The 18,397-nt window shown below is 37.4% G+C and carries 18 protein-coding genes and 1 riboswitch; of the genes, 10 read left to right on the plus strand and 8 right to left on the minus strand.

The features are described 5' to 3' along the window. Window positions 1-237: 237 nt before the first annotated feature. Together asnB and MHH98_RS01120 are read right to left on the minus strand one after the other, a co-directional pair. Entirely contained in the window at window positions 238-2,073 is a 1,836-nt protein-coding gene (gene asnB / locus MHH98_RS01115) for an asparagine synthase (glutamine-hydrolyzing) (protein WP_076034746.1), read from the minus strand. Window positions 2,074-2,139: 66 nt separating this feature from the next. Continuing rightward, a complete protein-coding gene (locus tag MHH98_RS01120; RefSeq protein ID WP_038186382.1) occupies window positions 2,140-2,484 on the minus strand; it encodes a winged helix-turn-helix transcriptional regulator in 345 nt (114 codons plus the stop codon). A gap of 124 nt (window positions 2,485-2,608) precedes the next feature. Here MHH98_RS01120 and MHH98_RS01125 point away from each other — a divergent pair, with 124 nt between their 5' ends. Then, the gene (locus tag MHH98_RS01125) at window positions 2,609-3,211 is read left to right on the plus strand and encodes a nitroreductase family protein (RefSeq protein WP_038186380.1); all 603 of its coding nucleotides are present in this window, start codon (window positions 2,609-2,611) and stop codon (window positions 3,209-3,211) included. Window positions 3,212-3,389: 178 nt separating this feature from the next. Continuing rightward, window positions 3,390-4,316: a 1,4-dihydroxy-2-naphthoate polyprenyltransferase gene (locus tag MHH98_RS01130; protein WP_038186378.1), complete on the plus strand. Its 927-nt coding sequence runs from the start codon at window positions 3,390-3,392 to the stop codon at window positions 4,314-4,316. 55 nt (window positions 4,317-4,371) lie between these two features. Here MHH98_RS01130 and thiW read toward each other — a convergent pair whose 3' ends face one another. The 5 genes from thiW to tenA are packed head-to-tail and all read right to left on the minus strand — an operon-like array spanning window position 4,372 to window position 7,834. After that, window positions 4,372-4,863 (minus strand): energy coupling factor transporter S component ThiW, encoded by a 492-nt coding sequence (thiW, locus tag MHH98_RS01135; protein WP_038186376.1) that lies wholly within the window; start codon window positions 4,861-4,863, stop codon window positions 4,372-4,374. Next, window positions 4,860-5,513, minus strand: a complete 654-nt coding sequence (gene thiE, locus MHH98_RS01140; protein WP_038186374.1) for a thiamine phosphate synthase — start codon at window positions 5,511-5,513, stop codon at window positions 4,860-4,862. Before thiE ends, thiW begins: the two co-directional genes overlap by 4 nt. Next, window positions 5,506-6,339, minus strand: a complete 834-nt coding sequence (thiD, locus tag MHH98_RS01145) for a bifunctional hydroxymethylpyrimidine kinase/phosphomethylpyrimidine kinase (RefSeq protein WP_038186366.1) — start codon at window positions 6,337-6,339, stop codon at window positions 5,506-5,508. The genes thiE and thiD overlap by 8 nt, the downstream gene beginning before the upstream one ends. Then, entirely contained in the window at window positions 6,336-7,145 is an 810-nt protein-coding gene (thiM, locus tag MHH98_RS01150) for a hydroxyethylthiazole kinase (RefSeq protein WP_038186364.1), read from the minus strand. The genes thiD and thiM overlap by 4 nt, the downstream gene beginning before the upstream one ends. Continuing rightward, window positions 7,145-7,834: a thiaminase II gene (gene tenA, locus MHH98_RS01155; RefSeq protein ID WP_038186362.1), complete on the minus strand. Its 690-nt coding sequence runs from the start codon at window positions 7,832-7,834 to the stop codon at window positions 7,145-7,147. The genes thiM and tenA overlap by 1 nt, the downstream gene beginning before the upstream one ends. Before the next feature lie 96 nt (window positions 7,835-7,930). Continuing rightward, window positions 7,931-8,035, minus strand: a riboswitch (TPP riboswitch). Window positions 8,036-8,203: 168 nt separating this feature from the next. Between tenA and MHH98_RS01160 the strand changes: the two genes are divergently transcribed. The 5 genes from MHH98_RS01160 to MHH98_RS01180 all read left to right on the plus strand — a co-directional run bounded on the left by MHH98_RS01160 (window position 8,204) and on the right by MHH98_RS01180 (window position 14,250). After that, a complete protein-coding gene (locus MHH98_RS01160; protein ID WP_038186360.1) occupies window positions 8,204-9,574 on the plus strand; it encodes an MATE family efflux transporter in 1,371 nt (456 codons plus the stop codon). Between the two features lie 376 nt (window positions 9,575-9,950). Beyond that, a complete protein-coding gene (locus MHH98_RS01165; protein WP_076034747.1) occupies window positions 9,951-10,808 on the plus strand; it encodes a putative RNA methyltransferase in 858 nt (285 codons plus the stop codon). Window positions 10,809-10,897: 89 nt separating this feature from the next. Then, window positions 10,898-11,392: a PH domain-containing protein gene (locus MHH98_RS01170; protein WP_038186358.1), complete on the plus strand. Its 495-nt coding sequence runs from the start codon at window positions 10,898-10,900 to the stop codon at window positions 11,390-11,392. Continuing rightward, window positions 11,392-12,867: a PH domain-containing protein gene (locus MHH98_RS01175; protein WP_076034748.1), complete on the plus strand. Its 1,476-nt coding sequence runs from the start codon at window positions 11,392-11,394 to the stop codon at window positions 12,865-12,867. Before MHH98_RS01170 ends, MHH98_RS01175 begins: the two co-directional genes overlap by 1 nt. 51 nt (window positions 12,868-12,918) lie before the next feature. After that, window positions 12,919-14,250: an FAD-dependent oxidoreductase gene (locus MHH98_RS01180; RefSeq protein WP_038186355.1), complete on the plus strand. Its 1,332-nt coding sequence runs from the start codon at window positions 12,919-12,921 to the stop codon at window positions 14,248-14,250. 55 nt (window positions 14,251-14,305) lie between these two features. Here MHH98_RS01180 and MHH98_RS01185 read toward each other — a convergent pair whose 3' ends face one another. Next, window positions 14,306-14,779: a VanZ family protein gene (locus MHH98_RS01185; RefSeq protein ID WP_038186352.1), complete on the minus strand. Its 474-nt coding sequence runs from the start codon at window positions 14,777-14,779 to the stop codon at window positions 14,306-14,308. Between the two features lie 132 nt (window positions 14,780-14,911). Here MHH98_RS01185 and MHH98_RS01190 point away from each other — a divergent pair, with 132 nt between their 5' ends. The 3 genes from MHH98_RS01190 (at window position 14,912) to MHH98_RS01200 (ending at window position 18,279) form a co-directional block, all read left to right on the plus strand. Next, window positions 14,912-15,904 carry a YecA family protein gene (locus MHH98_RS01190; protein WP_076034749.1) on the plus strand — a complete coding sequence of 331 codons (993 nt, stop codon included), beginning with the start codon at window positions 14,912-14,914 and terminating at the stop codon, window positions 15,902-15,904. Between the two features lie 326 nt (window positions 15,905-16,230). Then, window positions 16,231-17,235, plus strand: a complete 1,005-nt coding sequence (locus MHH98_RS01195; protein WP_076065572.1) for a GTPase — start codon at window positions 16,231-16,233, stop codon at window positions 17,233-17,235. 159 nt (window positions 17,236-17,394) lie between these two features. Next, the gene (locus MHH98_RS01200; protein WP_051448743.1) at window positions 17,395-18,279 is read left to right on the plus strand and encodes a DUF7662 domain-containing protein; all 885 of its coding nucleotides are present in this window, start codon (window positions 17,395-17,397) and stop codon (window positions 18,277-18,279) included. Window positions 18,280-18,397 lie beyond the last annotated feature (118 nt).

Here is an 18,397-nt window from a genome sequence, read left to right on the forward strand (position 1 = left end):
TGCTTTTTCAAATTAGATCGTCTGGGGCATATAGGTGTTGAGATTGAATTGAAGTAGACAATAAGGGAAAATTCCGGATAGGACGAGGATCAATTTTCACATCAATGCTGAGTTGCATGAAATGGATATTATTGTAGATGGATTGAGTAGAATTATTCAGGAAGAGATTAACGAGATAAAGTGTATAGCTAAAAAATAGAAGCATGAAAAGAGCACGCAGTATCTGCGTGCTCTTTATTATTCAACAATCTGAATCTGATAATCTTCAAACCAAGTATGAATTTGAGCTAAATAAGCGAGAAGCTGTGGTCCCGCCATTAATTGCCCAAACCAAGGGACTTTGAATGACGTACCCCCAGACTCTATAAGGCTATCTAGACGTTTACGTTCAAAAAATTCATGGAGGATTGAGTTTTTGTCTTGGAGAATTTCTTTAAGCCATTGTTGAATACCAGCTGTATAAGCAGGGTGATATGTTTTTGGATATGGATTCTTTTGTCGATAGAGCACTTCTTTTGGCAAAAGCTCTTCCATTGCCTTTCGCAAAAGGCCTTTTTCCATATTACCTACTGATTTCATTTCCCAGGGAATATTCCACATATATTCTACGAGGCGATGGTCTGCAAAAGGAACCCGAACTTCAAGACCTGCCCCCATACTCATACGGTCCTTGCGCTCTAATAATGTCGTCATAAACCAAATCATGTTGAGATAGAACAATTCTCGTCGTTTTGCGTCTTCTGGTGATTCTCCGTCAAGTCGAGGCGTTTCGGCAATGGATTCTTCGTAGGCATTTTGCATATAGTCTGGGATATTGAGTTTTTGCTGCCATTCTGTGCGTAGAACAGATTCGCGTTCACCAATTGATCGAATCCATGGGAAGCTGGAGAAAGACTGTTTAAACCAAGGATAGCCTCCGAATATTTCATCGGCACATTCACCTGACAAACCAACAGTGAAGTCTTTTTTAACTACTTTTGCAAACCATAATAGTGATGAATCTACATCAGCCATACCTGGGACATCGCGTACATGTACTGCTTCTTTCAAATAATCAATTAGCTCCTGTTGTGTAATTATTTCTGAATGATGTACGGTTTTAAACGTTTCAGTCATTTTTTGAATCCAGAAAGCATCTGTGGAAACTTGAAAATCATTCGATTCAAAAAACTTAGCATTATCTTCGTAATCGATGGAATAGGTGTGAAGAGCTTCTCTACCATCTTTTTTATATTTATTTGCTGCTATTGCTGTAATAATACTGGAATCTAATCCTCCTGATAAGAAAGTACAAAGGGGTACATCGGAAACGAGTTGTCGCTCCACTGCATCTGTCACAAGGTCACGTACATTGGTCACTGTTTGTTCAAAGGAATCTGTATGCTCTGAGCTTTTAACATTCCAGTATCGCCAAATACGAAGGCCGTTTTTGGTAAATGTAAGTGCGTGAGCAGGGCGTAATTCATGTATATTGTTGAATACTCCTTTACCAGGAGTACGAGAAGGCCCAAGACTAAAAACATCAGCGAGTCCTTCGTGTTTAATGATTGGTTGAATATCTGGGTGTGCAAGTAGAGCTTTTACTTCAGATCCAAATAATAAGCCACTGTTTTGTTCTGTATAGAAGAGTGGTTTTACGCCAAGCCGATCTCGTGCAATGAAGAGTTTTTCAGAAATATCATCCCAAATAGCAAAGGCGAAAATACCATTTAGATGATCGACACATTGTTCCTGCCATTCAATATAGCTTATAAGTAAAACTTCAGTATCTGAATTAGACGAAAAGTGATAGCCGCGTTTTTGTAGCTCCCGGCGCAACTCATCTGTATTATAGAGTTCCCCATTATAGGCCATTGTGTAGTTAGTACCGCTTTTTGTACGGGTCATTGGTTGCTCGCCACCACTTGGATCGATGACGATGAGTCTTTGATGTCCAAATGCTGCATGTGTTTCAGTCCAAATGTTTTCCGCATCTGGGCCACGTTTTTTTAATGTTTTAGTCATGGTATGTAAAACATTTTGTTGCAACCTTAAGTCCTTTTTGAAATTAACCCATCCTGTGATACCACACATCATTTCACATCCTCTGCTTCTAGTCGTTACCTAGTGTATGCGAACTGGGCGGAGGATGTGCGCATGTTATTGTTCTTTTTCTTTCATATGTTCAATATGTTTGGCGCCCCACTTTTGCATAGTTGTTAAAATAGGTTGTAGTGTCATGCCATATTCGGTGATTTGATATTCTACTTTTGGAGGTACTTGTGGATATACAGTACGTGTTAGGATGTCGTGTTCTTCTAATTCACGTAGATGCATTGTGAGCATTCGTTGAGTGATATCCGGAATGAGTTTTTTTAGTTCATTAAATCTAAGTGCATCTCCATGTAATAAGTGATCTAAAATAATAGGTTTCCATTTGCCAACAATCATGTTTAATGCAACAACCATTTGGCATTGACTCGGATTTTTTTGTCCGTTTAACATGCGTAACCTCCCATTAGTATCTTTTTTTATACTATGTTTAATTAATGTGCCTACTTACAATTCGTAACTAGATACATCATAATTGATTTTAGTTAAGAAATATACATTAATTGGAGGATTTAAAATGACTAAAAAAGATTTTGCAACAGCTGTAGAGGAACGTCGTAGCATATATGTAATTAATAATGAAGCCATCGTATCTGATGAACGTATACAAGAAATCGTTGAACATGCAGTAAAACATACACCGTCTTCTTTTAACTCTCAAACAGCACGTGCAGTTGTTTTGTTAGGTGAGCAACATTCAAAATTATGGAGCATTACAACTGAAACTTTACGCCAAGTTGTACCAGCTAATGATTTCGCGCCGACTGAAGAAAAAATGAATATGTTCGGTGCAGGCTATGGTACAGTGCTATTTTTTGAAGACCAATCAATTGTAAAGGGCTTGCAAGAGAAATTCCCTTCATATGCGGATAACTTTCCAATTTGGTCTTTACAATCGTCAGGTATGGTGCAATATGTAGTATGGACTGCACTTGAACAAGAAGGTTTTGGTGCCTCATTACAGCATTACAACCCATTAATTGATGATGAAGTGAAAAGCGAGTGGAATATTCCTTTAGACTGGAAGTTACTAGCTGAAATGCCTTTTGGTAAACCGGTTGTTGCAGCTGGTGAAAAACAATTTTCTCCTGTTGAAGACCGAGTGAAAGTCTTTAAATAAGTTATGGATTTTAAAGCTACTCTTAAGTATGACTTAGGAGCAGCTTTTTTTGTCGTTTATGCGAATCAAGTAATCTATAAGGTTTCTACTCATTTGATTAGAAATTTCTCCTTTGGCGCGATATCTGAAAATCAGTTAATATAGAGTAGTTGTAGTTTAATATGAAAGGAAGTCGATTATGAGTCAAAATCGTAATCAAAATATAGAAGAGATTAGTACAGCGAAGTTGATGTGGCAACTTACTCGTCCACATACATTAACGGCGACATTCGTACCAGTCATTCTTGGGACAGTACTTGCTGTTTTTGATGTAAGAATAGACTTGCGATTATTTGTAGCAATGCTTGTGTGCTGTTTAGCACTACAAATTGCAACAAATTTATTCAATGAATACTATGATTTCAAACGTGGATTAGATACAGCTGATTCTGTAGGGATTGGTGGTGCACTTGTACGTCATGGTACTAAACCTTCTACAGTACTAGCTTTTGCACTATCGTTATATGGAGTTGCTGTTGTACTTGGTATTTTTATTTGTATGAATAGTAGTTGGTGGCTTGTTGCAATAGGTGCGGTAGGAATGGCAATCGGTTATTTATATACCGGTGGACCTTACCCGATTGCATATACACCGTTTGGGGAGTTGTTTGCAGGTCTTAGTATGGGAATTGGATTTGTATTAATTTCATACTTTATACAAGCTGGAACGGTTAGTATGACAAGTCTTTTGGTGTCAATTCCACTTGGGATATTAGTTGGAGGCATTAATATGTCGAACAACATCCGTGACATTAAGGAAGATACAATTGGAGGACGTAAAACATTAGCAATCCTTTTAGGTCGTGAAAAGGCTGTGAATTTACTAGCGCTTTCATTTATCGTGTCATATCTATGGATAATTGTACTTGTTATTATTGGGACGGTTAGTCCATGGTTACTTGTTGTATTAATAAGTATTCCGAAACCAATACAGGCAATTAAGGCCTTTAAAGAAGGCGTAAATGATCCAGCTAAACAGGGGATTGCAATGAAATCCACTGCACTGACGAATACATTCTTTGGATTTTTATTGTCGGTAGGACTAGTTTTAAGTTACTTATCCTAAATTAAAAACTGTCTAACAATCAAATGAGATTGTGGACAGTTTTTTTGTGGCATATTTAGTGCTTTTGTAATTGATGAGCAAATTTTGTTTCTTTTAGGCGAACCGAGATAATGCAACCAAGCAAAGCACCGCTAACACTTGATACAAGGAAAACGGGCATAAAGAATAGAGCAGTAACTGAAGTGCCCATTAAAATTTTGGCATATGGTACTGCAACAAATGAAGCGAGTATGCCAGTACCAATAGCTTCTCCTACAGCTGCTAGCCATACTTTACCGTAATGTTTGTAGAGCACACCTGCTAAAAAAGCTCCAATCATACTACCGGGAAAGGCGAGTAAGGAACCAGTGCCGGTTATTACTCGGACAAGCCCAGTAAGAAATGCAATAAGAACAGCTGGGCCAGGTCCTAGCATTACAGCAGCTAGAACATTTACAGCATGTTGAACAGGATATGCACGTGCAATACCTGCTGGAAATGATACAAAAACAGATCCGGCAACGGCAATAGCGACAAACATGGCTATAGTCGTTTTGCGTGAAGTCATGAAATTTTCGCCACCTGTTGTAAGACATGAAGTAGTTGTCGTGTGGCTACAAATGGTTCTTCATGTGTTGCGATAGCAGAGATGAGTGAAACGCCATCTGCTCCTGCTCTGATAACAGTTTGACAATTATCTATTGTTATACCACCAATACCAACAATAGGTAGAGAGGGATAAGTAGCAGCTGTTTGTTCAATTAATATTGTACCAGCAGGGGAATTAGCGTCTGACTTAGAGGTAGTAGCGTAGACTGGACCAATGCCTACGTAATCAGCTCCTGCATTTATTGCAGCGGTTACCTCTGTTAATGAATGAGTAGAGACACCTAGAATTTTATCTAGACCAATCTTTTCTCGGATTGCAATTGCGTTAGCGTCATCTTGGCCGACGTGCACACCATCTGCATCTAGAGCGATTGCTAAATTTACATCGTCATTGATAATGAAAGGTACATTATATTTTTTACACAGGGCTTTGCATGCTTTAGCAAAATTTATTTTATCTTCCCCGGTGAGCGCATTTTCTCCTTTTTCTCTGAATTGAAATAAGGTAATGCCACCACGAAGAGCTTCTTCTAAAACAACGATTGGATCGTGTTCTTCGACATTTTGACTCCCCATAATGAAATATAATTGAAGTTGTTCTCTATTCAATGATCATAACTTCCTTTCGGGCCTTTTCTGAAATTTCACGATAGGCCCAATGATTTGTAGGTCCATGGCCAGCACCCAATTGTAGTCCATTCTTTATAGCGGCTTGGATAAAATATTTCGCATCAATTACGGCATCCGAAGCAGTGAAACCTTGTGCCAAACGAGCTGCAATAGCTGCTGAGAATGTACAGCCTGTACCATGTGTATCTTTCGTGTCGATTCTTTCAGAACGCATAATGAATCGTTCGCCTTTTGCTGATAAAAATAAATCCTCTGCATAATCTTTTGTATCGCGGTGCCCACCTTTTAAGACAACGGCTTTAGCGCCCATTGTAATTAGCCGATTTGCAGCATTCTCTACATCACTATCTGAGTGAATCGTTAAACCTGTGAGTACTTCAGCTTCAGGAATATTAGGTGTAATAATGGTTGCAAGTGGTAGTAGCTCAGTTTTCATAGAGTGTACAGCTTCATTTAATAGAAGTGATGCACCACCTTTTGCAATCATGACTGGATCAATGATGAGCATTGGTAGATCATAACTTTTTAATGTTTCAGCTACTCCGTGGATGATTTCTGCTGAAAAAAGCATGCCTGTTTTAATAGCTCCTACTTGAAAGTCATCAAGGACAGCTTTTATTTGGCTGATAACATTGTTAACTGCTACGGCATAAACGTCGTGAACGCCTAGTGTATTTTGTGAAGTCACTGCTGTGATTGCAGATGTACCAAATGCACCAAGTTCTTGAAATGTTTTTAAATCTGCTTGGATACCAGCCCCACCACCACTATCAGAACCTGCAATTGTCATAGCAACACTTGTCATATTTGAATATCCTCTTTTTCTACGATTTTCATATTGTTACGTAAATTTTCTGAAGTAAGAGAATATAAACTGTTAATCATTTCAACTGCAAAAGTGCCTGGAGCAATGGCTGTTTTTGCAGCTCTTTCTCCAACTTGTTTGTAAAATGATAGAGCATTAGCTGTTGCTTGCAAATGATGGCCATCTGAAACAGCAAGAAATGCACCTGTCACCGCGCTAAGCAAGCACCCGGAGCCTGTAATTAGTGGCATTAAGTCATGCCCACCATCAATTTGAATTGTCGTTTGGCCATCGGTTACGGTATCCTCAAACCCAGTGACTGCAACAATACAGTTAAGCCGTTTAGCAACTTGTTTAGCAGTTAGTTGTACATCTATTTGACCTTCACCAGCATCAGCTCCCCTTGATTGCCATTCGATATTACCGAGTGTAGCAAGTTCACCTACATTACAGCGGATAGCCGTAACTTGAACTTCCTTTAAAATGGTTGTCACGGATTTCTTACGAAACACACTAGCACCTACGCCAACTGGGTCAAGAACAACAGGAATACCTTTTTTATTGGCACTTTTACCTGCCTCAATGATGGATAAAACAGTTCCTTGATCAAGTGTACCGATGTTAAGAACTGTACAGTCTGCAAGAGCAGCCATTTCAGCTACTTCCTCGATTCCCTCCGCCATCATAGGAGAAGCACCTAGTGCGAGGAGACCATTAGCTTGGAAATTGGAAACAACGATATTGGCAATATTATGGACTAGCGGTTTTTCGACACGTAACTTTTCAAGAAAAGGTTGTTGACCCATTATTTAGTCAGCTCCTTTTCGTAATGTCCAATTGTCCATTGTTGTTTCGTCCAAGCCATTTCCCAGAAATGCCATTCATAATAACTACTTTTACGGAAATGTTCTTTTAGTTGTTGAATACGTGCAGGGGGTAAGTCTTTGGCAAGGTCATTCATGCGATTAATTTGTTCTTCTACTAATTCTCCGAACCACTCAGAGCCATATGTTTGAATCCATTTATCATAAATAGGGTGATTAGGTTTTGAATCTTTTAGGCGTTCGCCAATTTCATAGTAAAGCCAGTAGCAAGGAAGTATTGCAGCGAGAGTATCAGCTAAATCACCATTGTTTGTAGCGCGATACATATGAGATACATATTCATATGCTGTCGGTGCGGGCTCAAATGCAGCAAGCTCTTCATCTGTAATTTCTAACATAGTAAAAAATTGCTCATGAAGTGACAATTCAGCAATACATGTTGATTCAGCATGTTTGGCAAAACGTTGTGTAGTATGTAAATCATTTGCCTTTACTGCTCCTAGTGCTTGCACCTTTGCAAAGTGGGTTAAATAATAAGCATCTTGTTGTACGTAATATTGGAAAATGTCGAGTGGTAAAGTACCTGCTGCTAATGATTTTACAAACGGATGTTGAAAGCTACCTTCCCATAAATCATTACACTCTTGTCTTACTTCTTCACAAAATGTCATCTTTATGCACCCCAAATTCATTTGTTTTTGAAAACAAAAAGCCGCCCCTGATCTGTGTCAGTAGGCGGCGAGCAATCATTTTCAATAAAACAAAATAGACTGATAGCGCCACTTCCCTCCGCTGGTATGAGCCAGATCAGGTTCCAAGGGTCCGCAACACTCTGCGTCTCAGCCAATTATATGACTCCCCTAGTGGTTAAAAAGCTATTTAGTTTTCAACATCAATATAACATAAATAATGGAATTAGCAAGGTGTAATTAAGCAAAGTAAATAGATTGTAATAAATGGCATTAAGCCATAGATATGAGCTGATTTCTATGTTAAGATACAAATTATCTGAATTTTATAGTGGGAAGCAAGGTGTTTAGATGGGCACAACGGCAACAGTGAAAGGGCCTGAAGTGAAATTAAATTTATTTCATTTAACTTGGCCGATTTTTTTAGAAGTATTTTTATTTATGTTGATGGGGCTTGCTGATACATTTATGCTGAGCGCATTGTCTGATGATGCAGTATCAGGAGTAGGAGCAGCCAATCAATATATTCATATAGCAATTTTAGTTTTAGAAGTAATAGGAAACGGGGCATCGATTGTTGTTGCTCAATATTTAGGGTCTAAGCGTTATTTGGAAGCAGCCAAAATTTCAGCACTAGCCGTTTCCTTGAATTTAGTTATTGGTTTAATAATGAGCGTCGCTTTCGTGATTTTCTCGAAAAATATTATGATTGCAATGAATTTACAAGGTGATGTACTTGAGTATGCTAGTAAATATTTATTCATTGTTGGGGGAGCTATTTTCCTACAAGCAATCATCAACTCGTTAGCAGCGATCATTCGTGTGCATGGTTGGACGAAACAGACTATGTATGTATCACTTGGAATGAATATTTTTCATGTAATAGGGAACTATGTTTTGATCTTCGGTAAATTTGGCTTCCCTGAACTAGGGGTGCAAGGTGCGGCAATTTCATCAGTCGTCAGTCGTGTTTTGGCTCTACTAGTATTCTTCTGGCTATTGTACCAAGCACTAGAGGTACGTATTAAATTTCAATACTACGTGTCATTATCAAAAGAATATATTGGTAAGATTTTGCAAATTGGACTTCCATCTGCATTTGAGCAAGTGATGTACCAAGGTTGTCAAATTGTCTTTTTATACTACGTGACGTATTTAGGTGCAGAATCACTAGCAGCTCGGCAATACGCTTATAATATTTCAATGTTCACCTATTTATTTGCCATAGCGATTGGAACAGGAACTGCGATTATGGTTGGCCGATACGTTGGTGCCAATGAAAAGGATGTAGCGTATAAACAATTGTGGGTTAGTCTGAAATGGGCGATTATATTTACTTTAGTGATGGTCACAGTGGTGGTTATTTTCCGCTATCCGCTAATGCGTCTCTTTACTGATAATCCAGAAGTTATAAAAATTGGTGCGGCAGTGTTAGTGTGTAGTATTTTATTAGAAACAGGACGTACATTTAATATTACGATTATCAATTCATTGCGTGCTTCAGGTGATGCTAAATATCCATTAGTCATCGGATTTTTCTCAATGGTTTGCATGAGCTTACCACTTGGTTATTTACTTGTATTCCAATTAGATATGGGTTTAATAGGTGTATGGTTGGCAATTGCAGCGGATGAATGGTTCCGAGCTATTCTCGTTTTCTTTAGATGGAAAAGTCGTCGCTGGGAAAGATATGCTCTCGTTGCGCCTGATAAAACGAAATAATGGCATTAGATGTGATTTTTTTAGCGATAAATTAGTAGTCACAGAAATAGGTAGCGTTATAACACATGCTAGTGTAAAGGATTCTAAACAATAAACTATTGCTATTATCGTGTTTGGTGAACTCACGTTTGAAGCGTTATTTTAAACTTAATAGATAGAGTAAATCGCTGATGACTGGGAGTTATCAGCGTTTTTTTATTGTAGGAGGTTATTCATTGTTATAAAGAATTACTGTTATCTAGATATTTACCTATGATAATTTGGAGAACAATCGACATGATCAAGCCTATGTACGCCCCTTCTAATTTTATCCTTAGCCAAGCAACACTTTGTTTTGTATACTTGGTAAAGAAGATTAATGAACGAGGTGTTTGGCATGGCATTGCCGAGAAAAGTAGCGAGTGCTAATTATATGAGTGAGAATCGAGCCCTGTTCGCTTGTCCAGTTTGTGGGGATGAGATGACGGTGACCGAGGATTGTAGTGTTGCTTGTGATAATCGACATTCTTTTGATATTGCAAAGCAAGGCTATGTAAATTTCATGACGCATGCTGCGACTTCAATGTATGGCAAAGGTTTATTTGAAGCGCGTAAGCTGGTTATTGAAAGTGGATTATATGCACCGATGCATACAGCTATTTGTGATTTACTAAAGCAGATGAATACTAATGTTGCTGTACTCGATACGGGTTGCGGGGAAGGGTCACATTTAGCAAGTATTAAAAATAAATTCCAAGAGCAATCTGATACCACTTTTGTTGGAGTAGGTATTGATATCGCAAAAGAAGGAATTATTGCAGCAGGGCGGCATTATACTGACATGATTTGGTGTGTCGGTGACCTAGCAAAAAGTCCATATCAACAAGAAAGCTTTAATGCGATATTGAATATTTTATCACCTGCCAATTACACGGAGTTTAAGCGACTTTTGAAGCCGAATGGGTTGGTTATTAAAGTCGTACCACAAAGTGGATATTTACAGGAATTACGTGCTTTATTCTTTGCGGAATCTGAAAAGGAATCTTATTCAAATGAGCTTATTGTCGAACGGTTCAAGGAGAATTTTCTTGAGGTTGAAGTAAAGCGTATTACACAAACAATAGAAATAAATAAAGAATTGGTGCCATTATTAATGCATATGACACCAATGGGGTGGCATCAAAAAAGTGATGTAGCTGCTACAAACTTAACCGAAATTACGATTGATTTAGACATATTAATTGGGAAAATGTAAAATCGTCCTCCGCTGTTTTTTAGCGGGGGATATTTTATTTAGAAACTTTTTCCTTATATAAGACGTAATAGTAAAGAAGGAGTGGTTGGATGTATTTAAAGATTGAAGCGCCACAGCGATGTATTTCTAGAGAAGCTGTAAAGGTTTGGCGTATGACTGAAACATTAACAAATGCAGGAATTATTGCTGTACTTGGAGTCCTCTACTATTTACATATTCACTTTGAGTGGAAAGAATGGATTGGTTGGATTGTCTTAGGTTTGATAGTATTAACTGTCTTTACTGCAATTTGGGAAATCTTGTTTAAACCAACTTTTATGCAAAAGTATTGGCGTTATGATGTAAATGAGGAATTTATTCAATTAAAGTACGGGGCTTTTAAAGAAGTTAATGAATTAGTTCCAATGACAAAGGTACAGTCTGTAGAGTTAATTCAAGGGCCATTAATGCGCAAATACGATTTGTTTTCAATTCAGATTGGTACTATGGGAACAGAACATGTAATCCCTGCCATTTCTGAGAAAGAGGCATTTGAATTGCGTGATCAAATTGCGCATTATGCAAAAATTAAGGAAGTGGAATGATGACGCAACCATTGAAAAGATTACATCCGCTTGTACTAATATTCGATCTGTATAAACTAATTAAAAGTAATATAATCTTTTTTATATTTCTTTTTTTATTAAATATGGGTTCTGAAAAATGGTGGATTCAAACAGCGAAATGGATATTCTTGGCCTATGTTGTAATCATGCTTTTTTTAAGTATTGGTAAATGGATAACATATAGATATGTGATAAAAAATGATGCTTTCTATATTAAGTCGGGAATTTTTTCGAAAAGTGAGCGGACTATTCCATTTTTAAAAGTGCAGAATGTCCAACGCCAAACGACTGTTTTTCATAAAATTTTTAAAGTGACGTCATTAACTCTAGAAACAGCAACTGTTGGTGATGAAAGCTCCATTACATTTGACGTAATTTCTAGAATAGAAGCAGAAAGTATAGAGAGCGCAGTTACAGAAACTCGTGAACAGAAGAAAATTATTGGACAATCATCGGATGGATTGCCTGAAGAGCAGGTTGTGGTTTTAGAGCCAGAGAAGAAAGATGAAAAAATGATTCATTTTACACCGACAAAAAAAGATTTGGTGAAGGCGTCTTTTACTTCACTTAGTTTTTTAATTTTAATTCCAATGATTTTTAAACTGGATGATGTTGTTAAACTCGATGTATTTAGAGATGAAGTGACAAATGCTTTGAAATGGGGTTGGGCAATCTTAGCAGCTATTTTAATTGGCGTTCTACTTATTTCCATTGCAATTGGTATGGTTCATACCTTTATTAAGTATGGCAAGTATGAAATTTCATCGGATAATCAGAAGGTTTATATTAAAAAAGGTGTCTTAGATGAATCAATTTTTTCAATTCGTAAAGAGAAGATACAGGCTGTTGAGATTTCGCAATCTTTCATGAAGAGAATTCTCGGACTAGCTGAGGTAAAGCTAATTAGTGCTGGAAACACTACAATTGGGGAGGTAGAGTCGAATACGCTTTATCCATTTTTACCAGTGAGAAAGGCATATACATTGATAAGTGAGTTACTTCCAGATTATCAAGTAGTAGAAAGTATGCATGAATTGCCGAAAAAAGCATTTTGGATTCGTATGATTCGTCCAAGCTATATTTGGTTTATTGCAACGGCATTAATTTGGTATTTCAAGCCTTCATTGTGGTGGGTTTCTGTAGTATTACTTCTAATTATATACTCTTCACGAATATTAGATTATAAAAATAGCCGATATTTACTGAATCAGTCATTTATTCAAATGAAAACAGGTGGATTTTCTACCGTATTATTTATTACAAAGCGTAGTCAAGTTATTGAAGTGAAGACAGAACGGTCGAAGTTGCAACGGTACTTCAAGTTAGCTTCAATTAAAACGGTAAACCGAGCAAAACCAGTGCTGCATAAGGAGCTTCTTGATGTGCCTAACGAGGCTGCATCTGAGTTTTACAGCTGGTATGTAGATAGAACTAAAGAAGTCAAAATGCAATAAGTAGTTTTATTGCGCATAGAATGGGAATAATGGAAGCAGAGGTGAATGATTATGAAATATGTAATTATTGGCGGGGATGCTGCAGGTATGAGCGCAGCTATGGAAATTGTACGTCGCGATAAACAAGCGGAAGTAACGACATTGGATAAGGGGCATATTTACTCTTATGGACAATGTGGTTTGCCCTATGTTATTGATGGACGAATCCCATCGACAGACAATGTGATCGCACGGAGTGTAGAAACTTTTCGAACGAAGTATGGTATTGATGCTAGAACAGGACATAATGTAACAAATATCAATTCAGAGGCGAAAACGGTATCTGGTGTTGTGCTTGAGAAGGATGAAACCTTCCATATTCCATATGACCGTTTACTTATTGCTACTGGTGCTAACCCTATCTTCCCTGACTTTGAGGGTTCTGACTTAGCTGGGATTCATACGTTAAAAACTATTCCTGATACAAAGGCGATTTTAAATGATTTGAATGATTCTGTTAAACAGGTAACTATCATTGGAGGTGGTTACATAGGCTTAGAAATGGCTGAAAGTTTAGCGGAACTTGGCAAAAAGGTACGTATTATTCAACTTGGTAATCAGTTAGCTAATATATTTGATCAAGATATGGCAGAGCTCATTCATGAAGAGGCAAGACAAAATGGGGTTGAATTAATTTTCAATGAAGAAGTGAAAGGCTTTAATGGTGAAGGTCATGTGCAAACAGTTGTGACGGACAGGGGAGAGTATGAGACTGATTTTGTACTAGCAGCAATTGGTGTACAACCTAATACAAACTTTCTTGATGGAACCGGTATGCATATGACACCTAAGGGTGCGATTCTGGTAAATCCGTATATGGAGACAAGTCTAGAAAACGTTTATGCCGCTGGTGATTGTGCAAGTCATTTTCATCGAATTAAGCAAAAGGATGATTATATCCCACTTGGCACTACAGCAAATAAGCAAGGACGTATTGCAGGCATGAATATGGCTGGTGGTGCAAATACGTTCAAGGGCATCGTAGGGACCTCTGTTGTGAAGTTCTTTCATCTAACTTTAGGTCGAACAGGATTATCTGAAAAAGAGGCAGAGACGCTGGGATTCGATTACGAAACACATAAGCAAAAAGCGAAAGATATTGCTGGTTACTATCCTGGAAACCAGGAAATGCAATTGAAATTTATCTATGAAAAAACGACGCAGAAATTGTACGGAGCACAGATTATAGGTGGAAATGGTGTAGATAAACGTATTGATGTATTTGCTACAGCACTTTATCACGAGATGACGCTGAATGACTTATTGGATTTGGATCTTGCCTATGCACCGCCTTATAACGGAGTTTGGGATCCGATTCAACAGATAGCAAAAAGAAAGTCATGAGATAAACAGTTGGTTTTAGTTCAGCTTCTATATAAAGTGAAAATCCGTAGAGGCATTAAGCTTCTACGGATTTTCTTCGTGTTAATACTAGTATGCATTTTAAAAGGATGAGAAATGTGACAGCACCTGCTGTATCTAACATTACATCTTGAAAAGTAGCTGTTCGACCGGTTGTAAAATATTGATGAAGTTCATCAAGTGCCGCTAATGAAAATGTCAGAAGGGCTGCGGTGAATAGGCGGAATTTATGTTTAGGTAAAGCAATAAATATTGTTATCGCTATCAATCCGAACATGCCAAAGTGTGCAGCTTTTCGGATTAAGAATTCTAAAAAGTAATAATAGCCGCGCTCATCTACTGATACAATTATGCCCCAATAGGGAATTTCCAATAGGGATAATAGAGGTCTTAATGGTTCATTTGGAAACCATTCACGTAATGTTGGTACGATAGTTTGCTGCTCATAGCTCTGACTAGATGAGATGAAAATGACTAACATTAATATGAGTAAAGGAATTAATTTTTTCATATAAGAACCATACCATAAATCGACAGGATTTTCAGTCGACGTAATGAAAATGCTAATTATAGTGTAACCTTTTGCAATTTCATGAAAGATGGTATGCTAAAAAAGCACTTAAATGATAAAGGACGTGTTAGAATGCCCGGACGTAATGAACCGTGTCCATGTGGTAGTGGTAAGAAATACAAAAAATGCTGTGAGAAGAAAGAAGCAGTCACAGTAGAATCCGTATACGCAGAAGAATTAGAACGAGTATTGCAAACATTTTATGATAAGTATCCGTTACGTAGCGACATTCCTGAGTTTGCTGAAGTAGCGAAGAAATGGCATGATGCAGTCGGCAAATATTTATTAGAAGATATGATTGAAGCCATTGCATTAGATGCATATTTCTTCCATGATAGAACGGATATTTGGCAAGGATATTTGCAAAAAATGAAAAAAGAAATAGTACGCCCATCGACTTTAACTGTATTAAACACTTGGGAGCATCCAACAATGATGGTTGCTGAAGTAACAGCAATTGAAGAGAATTATATGGTGGTACGAAATATTTTAACAGATGAAGTTGTACATTTGCGTCGGGAAAGTGACAAGCCTGTTCCTGTAGGTGTGCATGTATTTTGCTTTATCTTATCAGACGGCTCAAATAAAGAATCGCATTATTTAGCGGTATCTAGTATGATTTTCTTCCCGAAAGATTATCAATCTGTATTCGGAAATTTAGCAGATACTTTTAAAGCACAATCGACTTTAGACGAAGAAGCTTATTGGAAAGAAAATAGCCTGGACTTCTGGAAAGAGCTAGGTGAAGCTGGCTTTGAAGGCGGAGAATTTACGGATTTTGAAGCGGACGTATTTTTACGTGTGCTAGAGTTTTTAGAAGGCAAAGGACAAGACCCAAGACCAGTTCTTGAAATTGTAGAAGATTATGTTGTAGAGCGCCAACCGAAAGCGCGTAAGGCTGTTGCAATTGCGGCAGGTGCCATTCGTTTTGGTGAAGAACAAAAATTATTTGAACCACTTGGAATGACAGTGAAAGAAATCTCTGAAAAATTTGAGGTTTCCCCATCTTCATTAAACAAATATTATAATGAGCTAACTACTTATTATACTGAAAAAAACAACTGATTTTGAAGACCCAAGCCTGGTATTGTACCGAGCTTGGGCTTTTTAGTTTTTCATAATTCATCTGATGTTGCAGTAGGAAAAATAGTGCACTTTTTGTAGAGAAAAGTGGATGTTATGTATCTAAATTTAAAATACTAATTTAATTTAGGAGCCACTAGTCTACAAATTTACTTTCGTTATTAGAATGGTCAGACTAAATGTAAGCGATTTGCAGATAAAGGCGGTTATCTAAAAGTACAAAAAAGTAAAAAGTTTGCATTCTTTGTAGGTCTGTTATAGCTTTAAAATATGAGAAGTATTGTCCAACCTTCAGGAGGTTTTAACAGATGAACTCAAATCAACCTTTTACAGATGCAGAATTTGATCGTATTTTTGAAGAAAAGTCAGAAGAAATTAATGCCCAGCTGGATCGTGAAATTTTGATAGCCATGATAGGTGATGTAAACGCTGGGAAATCCTCAACAGTAAACAAATTAATGGGTGACGATGTGGCACCAGTAGGAGCAAATCCTGGTGAAACACAACAAATTAAAAAGTATATATACAAAGATAAAATTGTATTCGTCGATACTCCAGGGCTTGACGATATTAAAAGTGAAAACTCGGATTTAACGATGAGTTTTTTCCACGAGGCAGATGTCGTGTTATTTTTCCTTAATGCAGCGGGTACTGTTCTTTCAGAGACTGAGCTTGCTTCACTAAAGAAAATAAGTGCGGTCAATAAAGACATTATTCTAGTACTTAACAAAATTGATGCTGCTGATGATATACCAAGCCTTGTGAAATATGTACAGGACCATACAAATTATGAGTATGCGGTGACACCGATTTCTTCTCGCACAGGTGAAAATATGTCCATGTTACAAGAAAAGGTGCTAAAGCTTTTAGAGGTCAAAAAAAAAGACATTTTAATGGCAGCTCACATGGCTGATAAGTCTGCTACTGCTAAAAAGTGGATTTTAGGAGCAGGTGCATCAGCAGCTGCGATTGGAGCAGTGCCGATTCCAGGTGCTGATTTCGTACCATTAACGACTTTACAAGTAGGTATGATGCTGAAGTTATCTACCCTATACGGAAAGCCTATCTCTAAAGATAAAGCTAAGGAAATGATTATCGCAACGATTGTTGGTAATGTTGGGAAAACAATTTTCCGCCAAATAGTAAAATTTGTACCAGGAGCAGGTACTGTAGCTGGTGCGAGTGTTGCAGGCGGAATGACAATCGCACTAGGCTATGCAGTGAAGTATGCGTACGAAAATGACATCGACGTCAATTCAAAAACACTTAAACCGTTATATGAAACGTTTTTAAAAGACCAAAAGAAAAAGTAATATTATATTTTGTGTTATAAATCCTTTGAAGGATTTATAGCACGTTTTTCGTTTTATATAAAATATAATATATATTGAATTTTTAGAAATTTCTGTATAATATATGATAAAATGTACTAATATATTGTTTAATTTTATCCGAGTGGGGAGTAATGGATGATGGAAACAACACTAGTACAGGGAAAATACTTACCTTTATTCAATTATTTAAAAAGGCAGGAAGAACGTCGTGTTGTACTAACTTTTGAGGAGATTGAACAGATATTGACGGTGACATTACCTCGTTCAGCCTATACTTATCATGCTTGGTGGGGAAATACTAGAAGTGGTACATATGTGCAAGCTGCTGCATGGCTAGAGGCAGGGTTTCGAGTAGATGAGGTTCAATTTGGAAAATCTGTTGAGTTCGTGAAAGTATCTCGTGAAATCTTAACAAAGAAAAAGAATAAAGTAGTAAAGGAAGAAATGAGTACAAATAAAGAAAGAGCCTTAAATGTAGAGCAGGAAGAATTTGATTTTTTTCAAAGGATGACTGCTAAAATGGATTTGATTCAGACCTTCTTTGTACACAATTCACATCGTCGCTTTGCAGCCGAAGAGTTACAAGAGCAGTTTGATGTCGTTCGATCGTGGAAAAGAATGTTAGGTAATATTGAGCAAGACATGAATTTACTAGCCTCTCAGTTAGTAATAGAGTTTCTAATAGGGAAATATGATATACCATCTTTTTCAGCAGATAAAACTCAACAAGATTCAAGTACCTTTACATATGATGAAACAACTACAGAAGGTAATCGGATTTTAGCAACTTTAAGAACAGTTATACCCGCTTTACCTAATGATTTTGGTCCACACCAAAAGGGTGGGATGTTGCACGATTTTAGAACACTGAACAGTAAGCAAGCATATGCGAAATACTTTTTTGTGACAGAAGTACTTACCTTTAAAATTGTTCAGCAGAAATACGCCCAACAGTTATCGGGTATTTCCCTCGTCCTATTGCCACAAGCGTTGGATGATGAAAAGTGGGTAGTGAAGCTTTAAAAACCGATTATCTAAAGGGACTGCTAGGATGATTATATGACATTTTAGCAGTCCTTTTCTCATTCAATAGTAGGAAAGAGATTTCATCCAATTGATGGTATAAAACACTAATGCTATT

This window comes from Viridibacillus sp. FSL H8-0110, from assembly GCF_038003565.1.
In the GTDB taxonomy this organism is placed as follows: domain Bacteria; phylum Bacillota; class Bacilli; order Bacillales_A; family Planococcaceae; genus Viridibacillus; species Viridibacillus arenosi.

Excerpts from the sequence above, each read along its gene's own strand:
- MHH98_RS01165 (WP_076034747.1), top strand. The coding sequence starts at position 9,951 with ATGGCATTGCCGAGAAAAGTAGCGAGTGCTAATTATATGAGTGAGAAT.
- MHH98_RS01120 (WP_038186382.1), bottom strand. The coding sequence starts at position 2,484 with ATGTTAAACGGACAAAAAAATCCGAGTCAATGCCAAATGGTTGTTGCA.
- thiW (WP_038186376.1), bottom strand. The coding sequence starts at position 4,863 with ATGACTTCACGCAAAACGACTATAGCCATGTTTGTCGCTATTGCCGTT.
- MHH98_RS01180 (WP_038186355.1), top strand. The coding sequence starts at position 12,919 with ATGAAATATGTAATTATTGGCGGGGATGCTGCAGGTATGAGCGCAGCT.
- MHH98_RS01160 (WP_038186360.1), top strand. The coding sequence starts at position 8,204 with ATGGGCACAACGGCAACAGTGAAAGGGCCTGAAGTGAAATTAAATTTA.
- MHH98_RS01190 (WP_076034749.1), top strand. The coding sequence starts at position 14,912 with ATGCCCGGACGTAATGAACCGTGTCCATGTGGTAGTGGTAAGAAATAC.
- MHH98_RS01130 (WP_038186378.1), top strand. The coding sequence starts at position 3,390 with ATGAGTCAAAATCGTAATCAAAATATAGAAGAGATTAGTACAGCGAAG.
- asnB (WP_076034746.1), bottom strand. The coding sequence starts at position 2,073 with ATGTGTGGTATCACAGGATGGGTTAATTTCAAAAAGGACTTAAGGTTG.
- MHH98_RS01175 (WP_076034748.1), top strand. The coding sequence starts at position 11,392 with ATGACGCAACCATTGAAAAGATTACATCCGCTTGTACTAATATTCGAT.
- MHH98_RS01195 (WP_076065572.1), top strand. The coding sequence starts at position 16,231 with ATGAACTCAAATCAACCTTTTACAGATGCAGAATTTGATCGTATTTTT.
- MHH98_RS01125 (WP_038186380.1), top strand. The coding sequence starts at position 2,609 with ATGACTAAAAAAGATTTTGCAACAGCTGTAGAGGAACGTCGTAGCATA.
- MHH98_RS01200 (WP_051448743.1), top strand. The coding sequence starts at position 17,395 with ATGGAAACAACACTAGTACAGGGAAAATACTTACCTTTATTCAATTAT.
- MHH98_RS01185 (WP_038186352.1), bottom strand. The coding sequence starts at position 14,779 with ATGAAAAAATTAATTCCTTTACTCATATTAATGTTAGTCATTTTCATC.
- thiM (WP_038186364.1), bottom strand. The coding sequence starts at position 7,145 with ATGGGTCAACAACCTTTTCTTGAAAAGTTACGTGTCGAAAAACCGCTA.
- thiD (WP_038186366.1), bottom strand. The coding sequence starts at position 6,339 with ATGACAAGTGTTGCTATGACAATTGCAGGTTCTGATAGTGGTGGTGGG.
- MHH98_RS01170 (WP_038186358.1), top strand. The coding sequence starts at position 10,898 with ATGTATTTAAAGATTGAAGCGCCACAGCGATGTATTTCTAGAGAAGCT.
- tenA (WP_038186362.1), bottom strand. The coding sequence starts at position 7,834 with ATGACATTTTGTGAAGAAGTAAGACAAGAGTGTAATGATTTATGGGAA.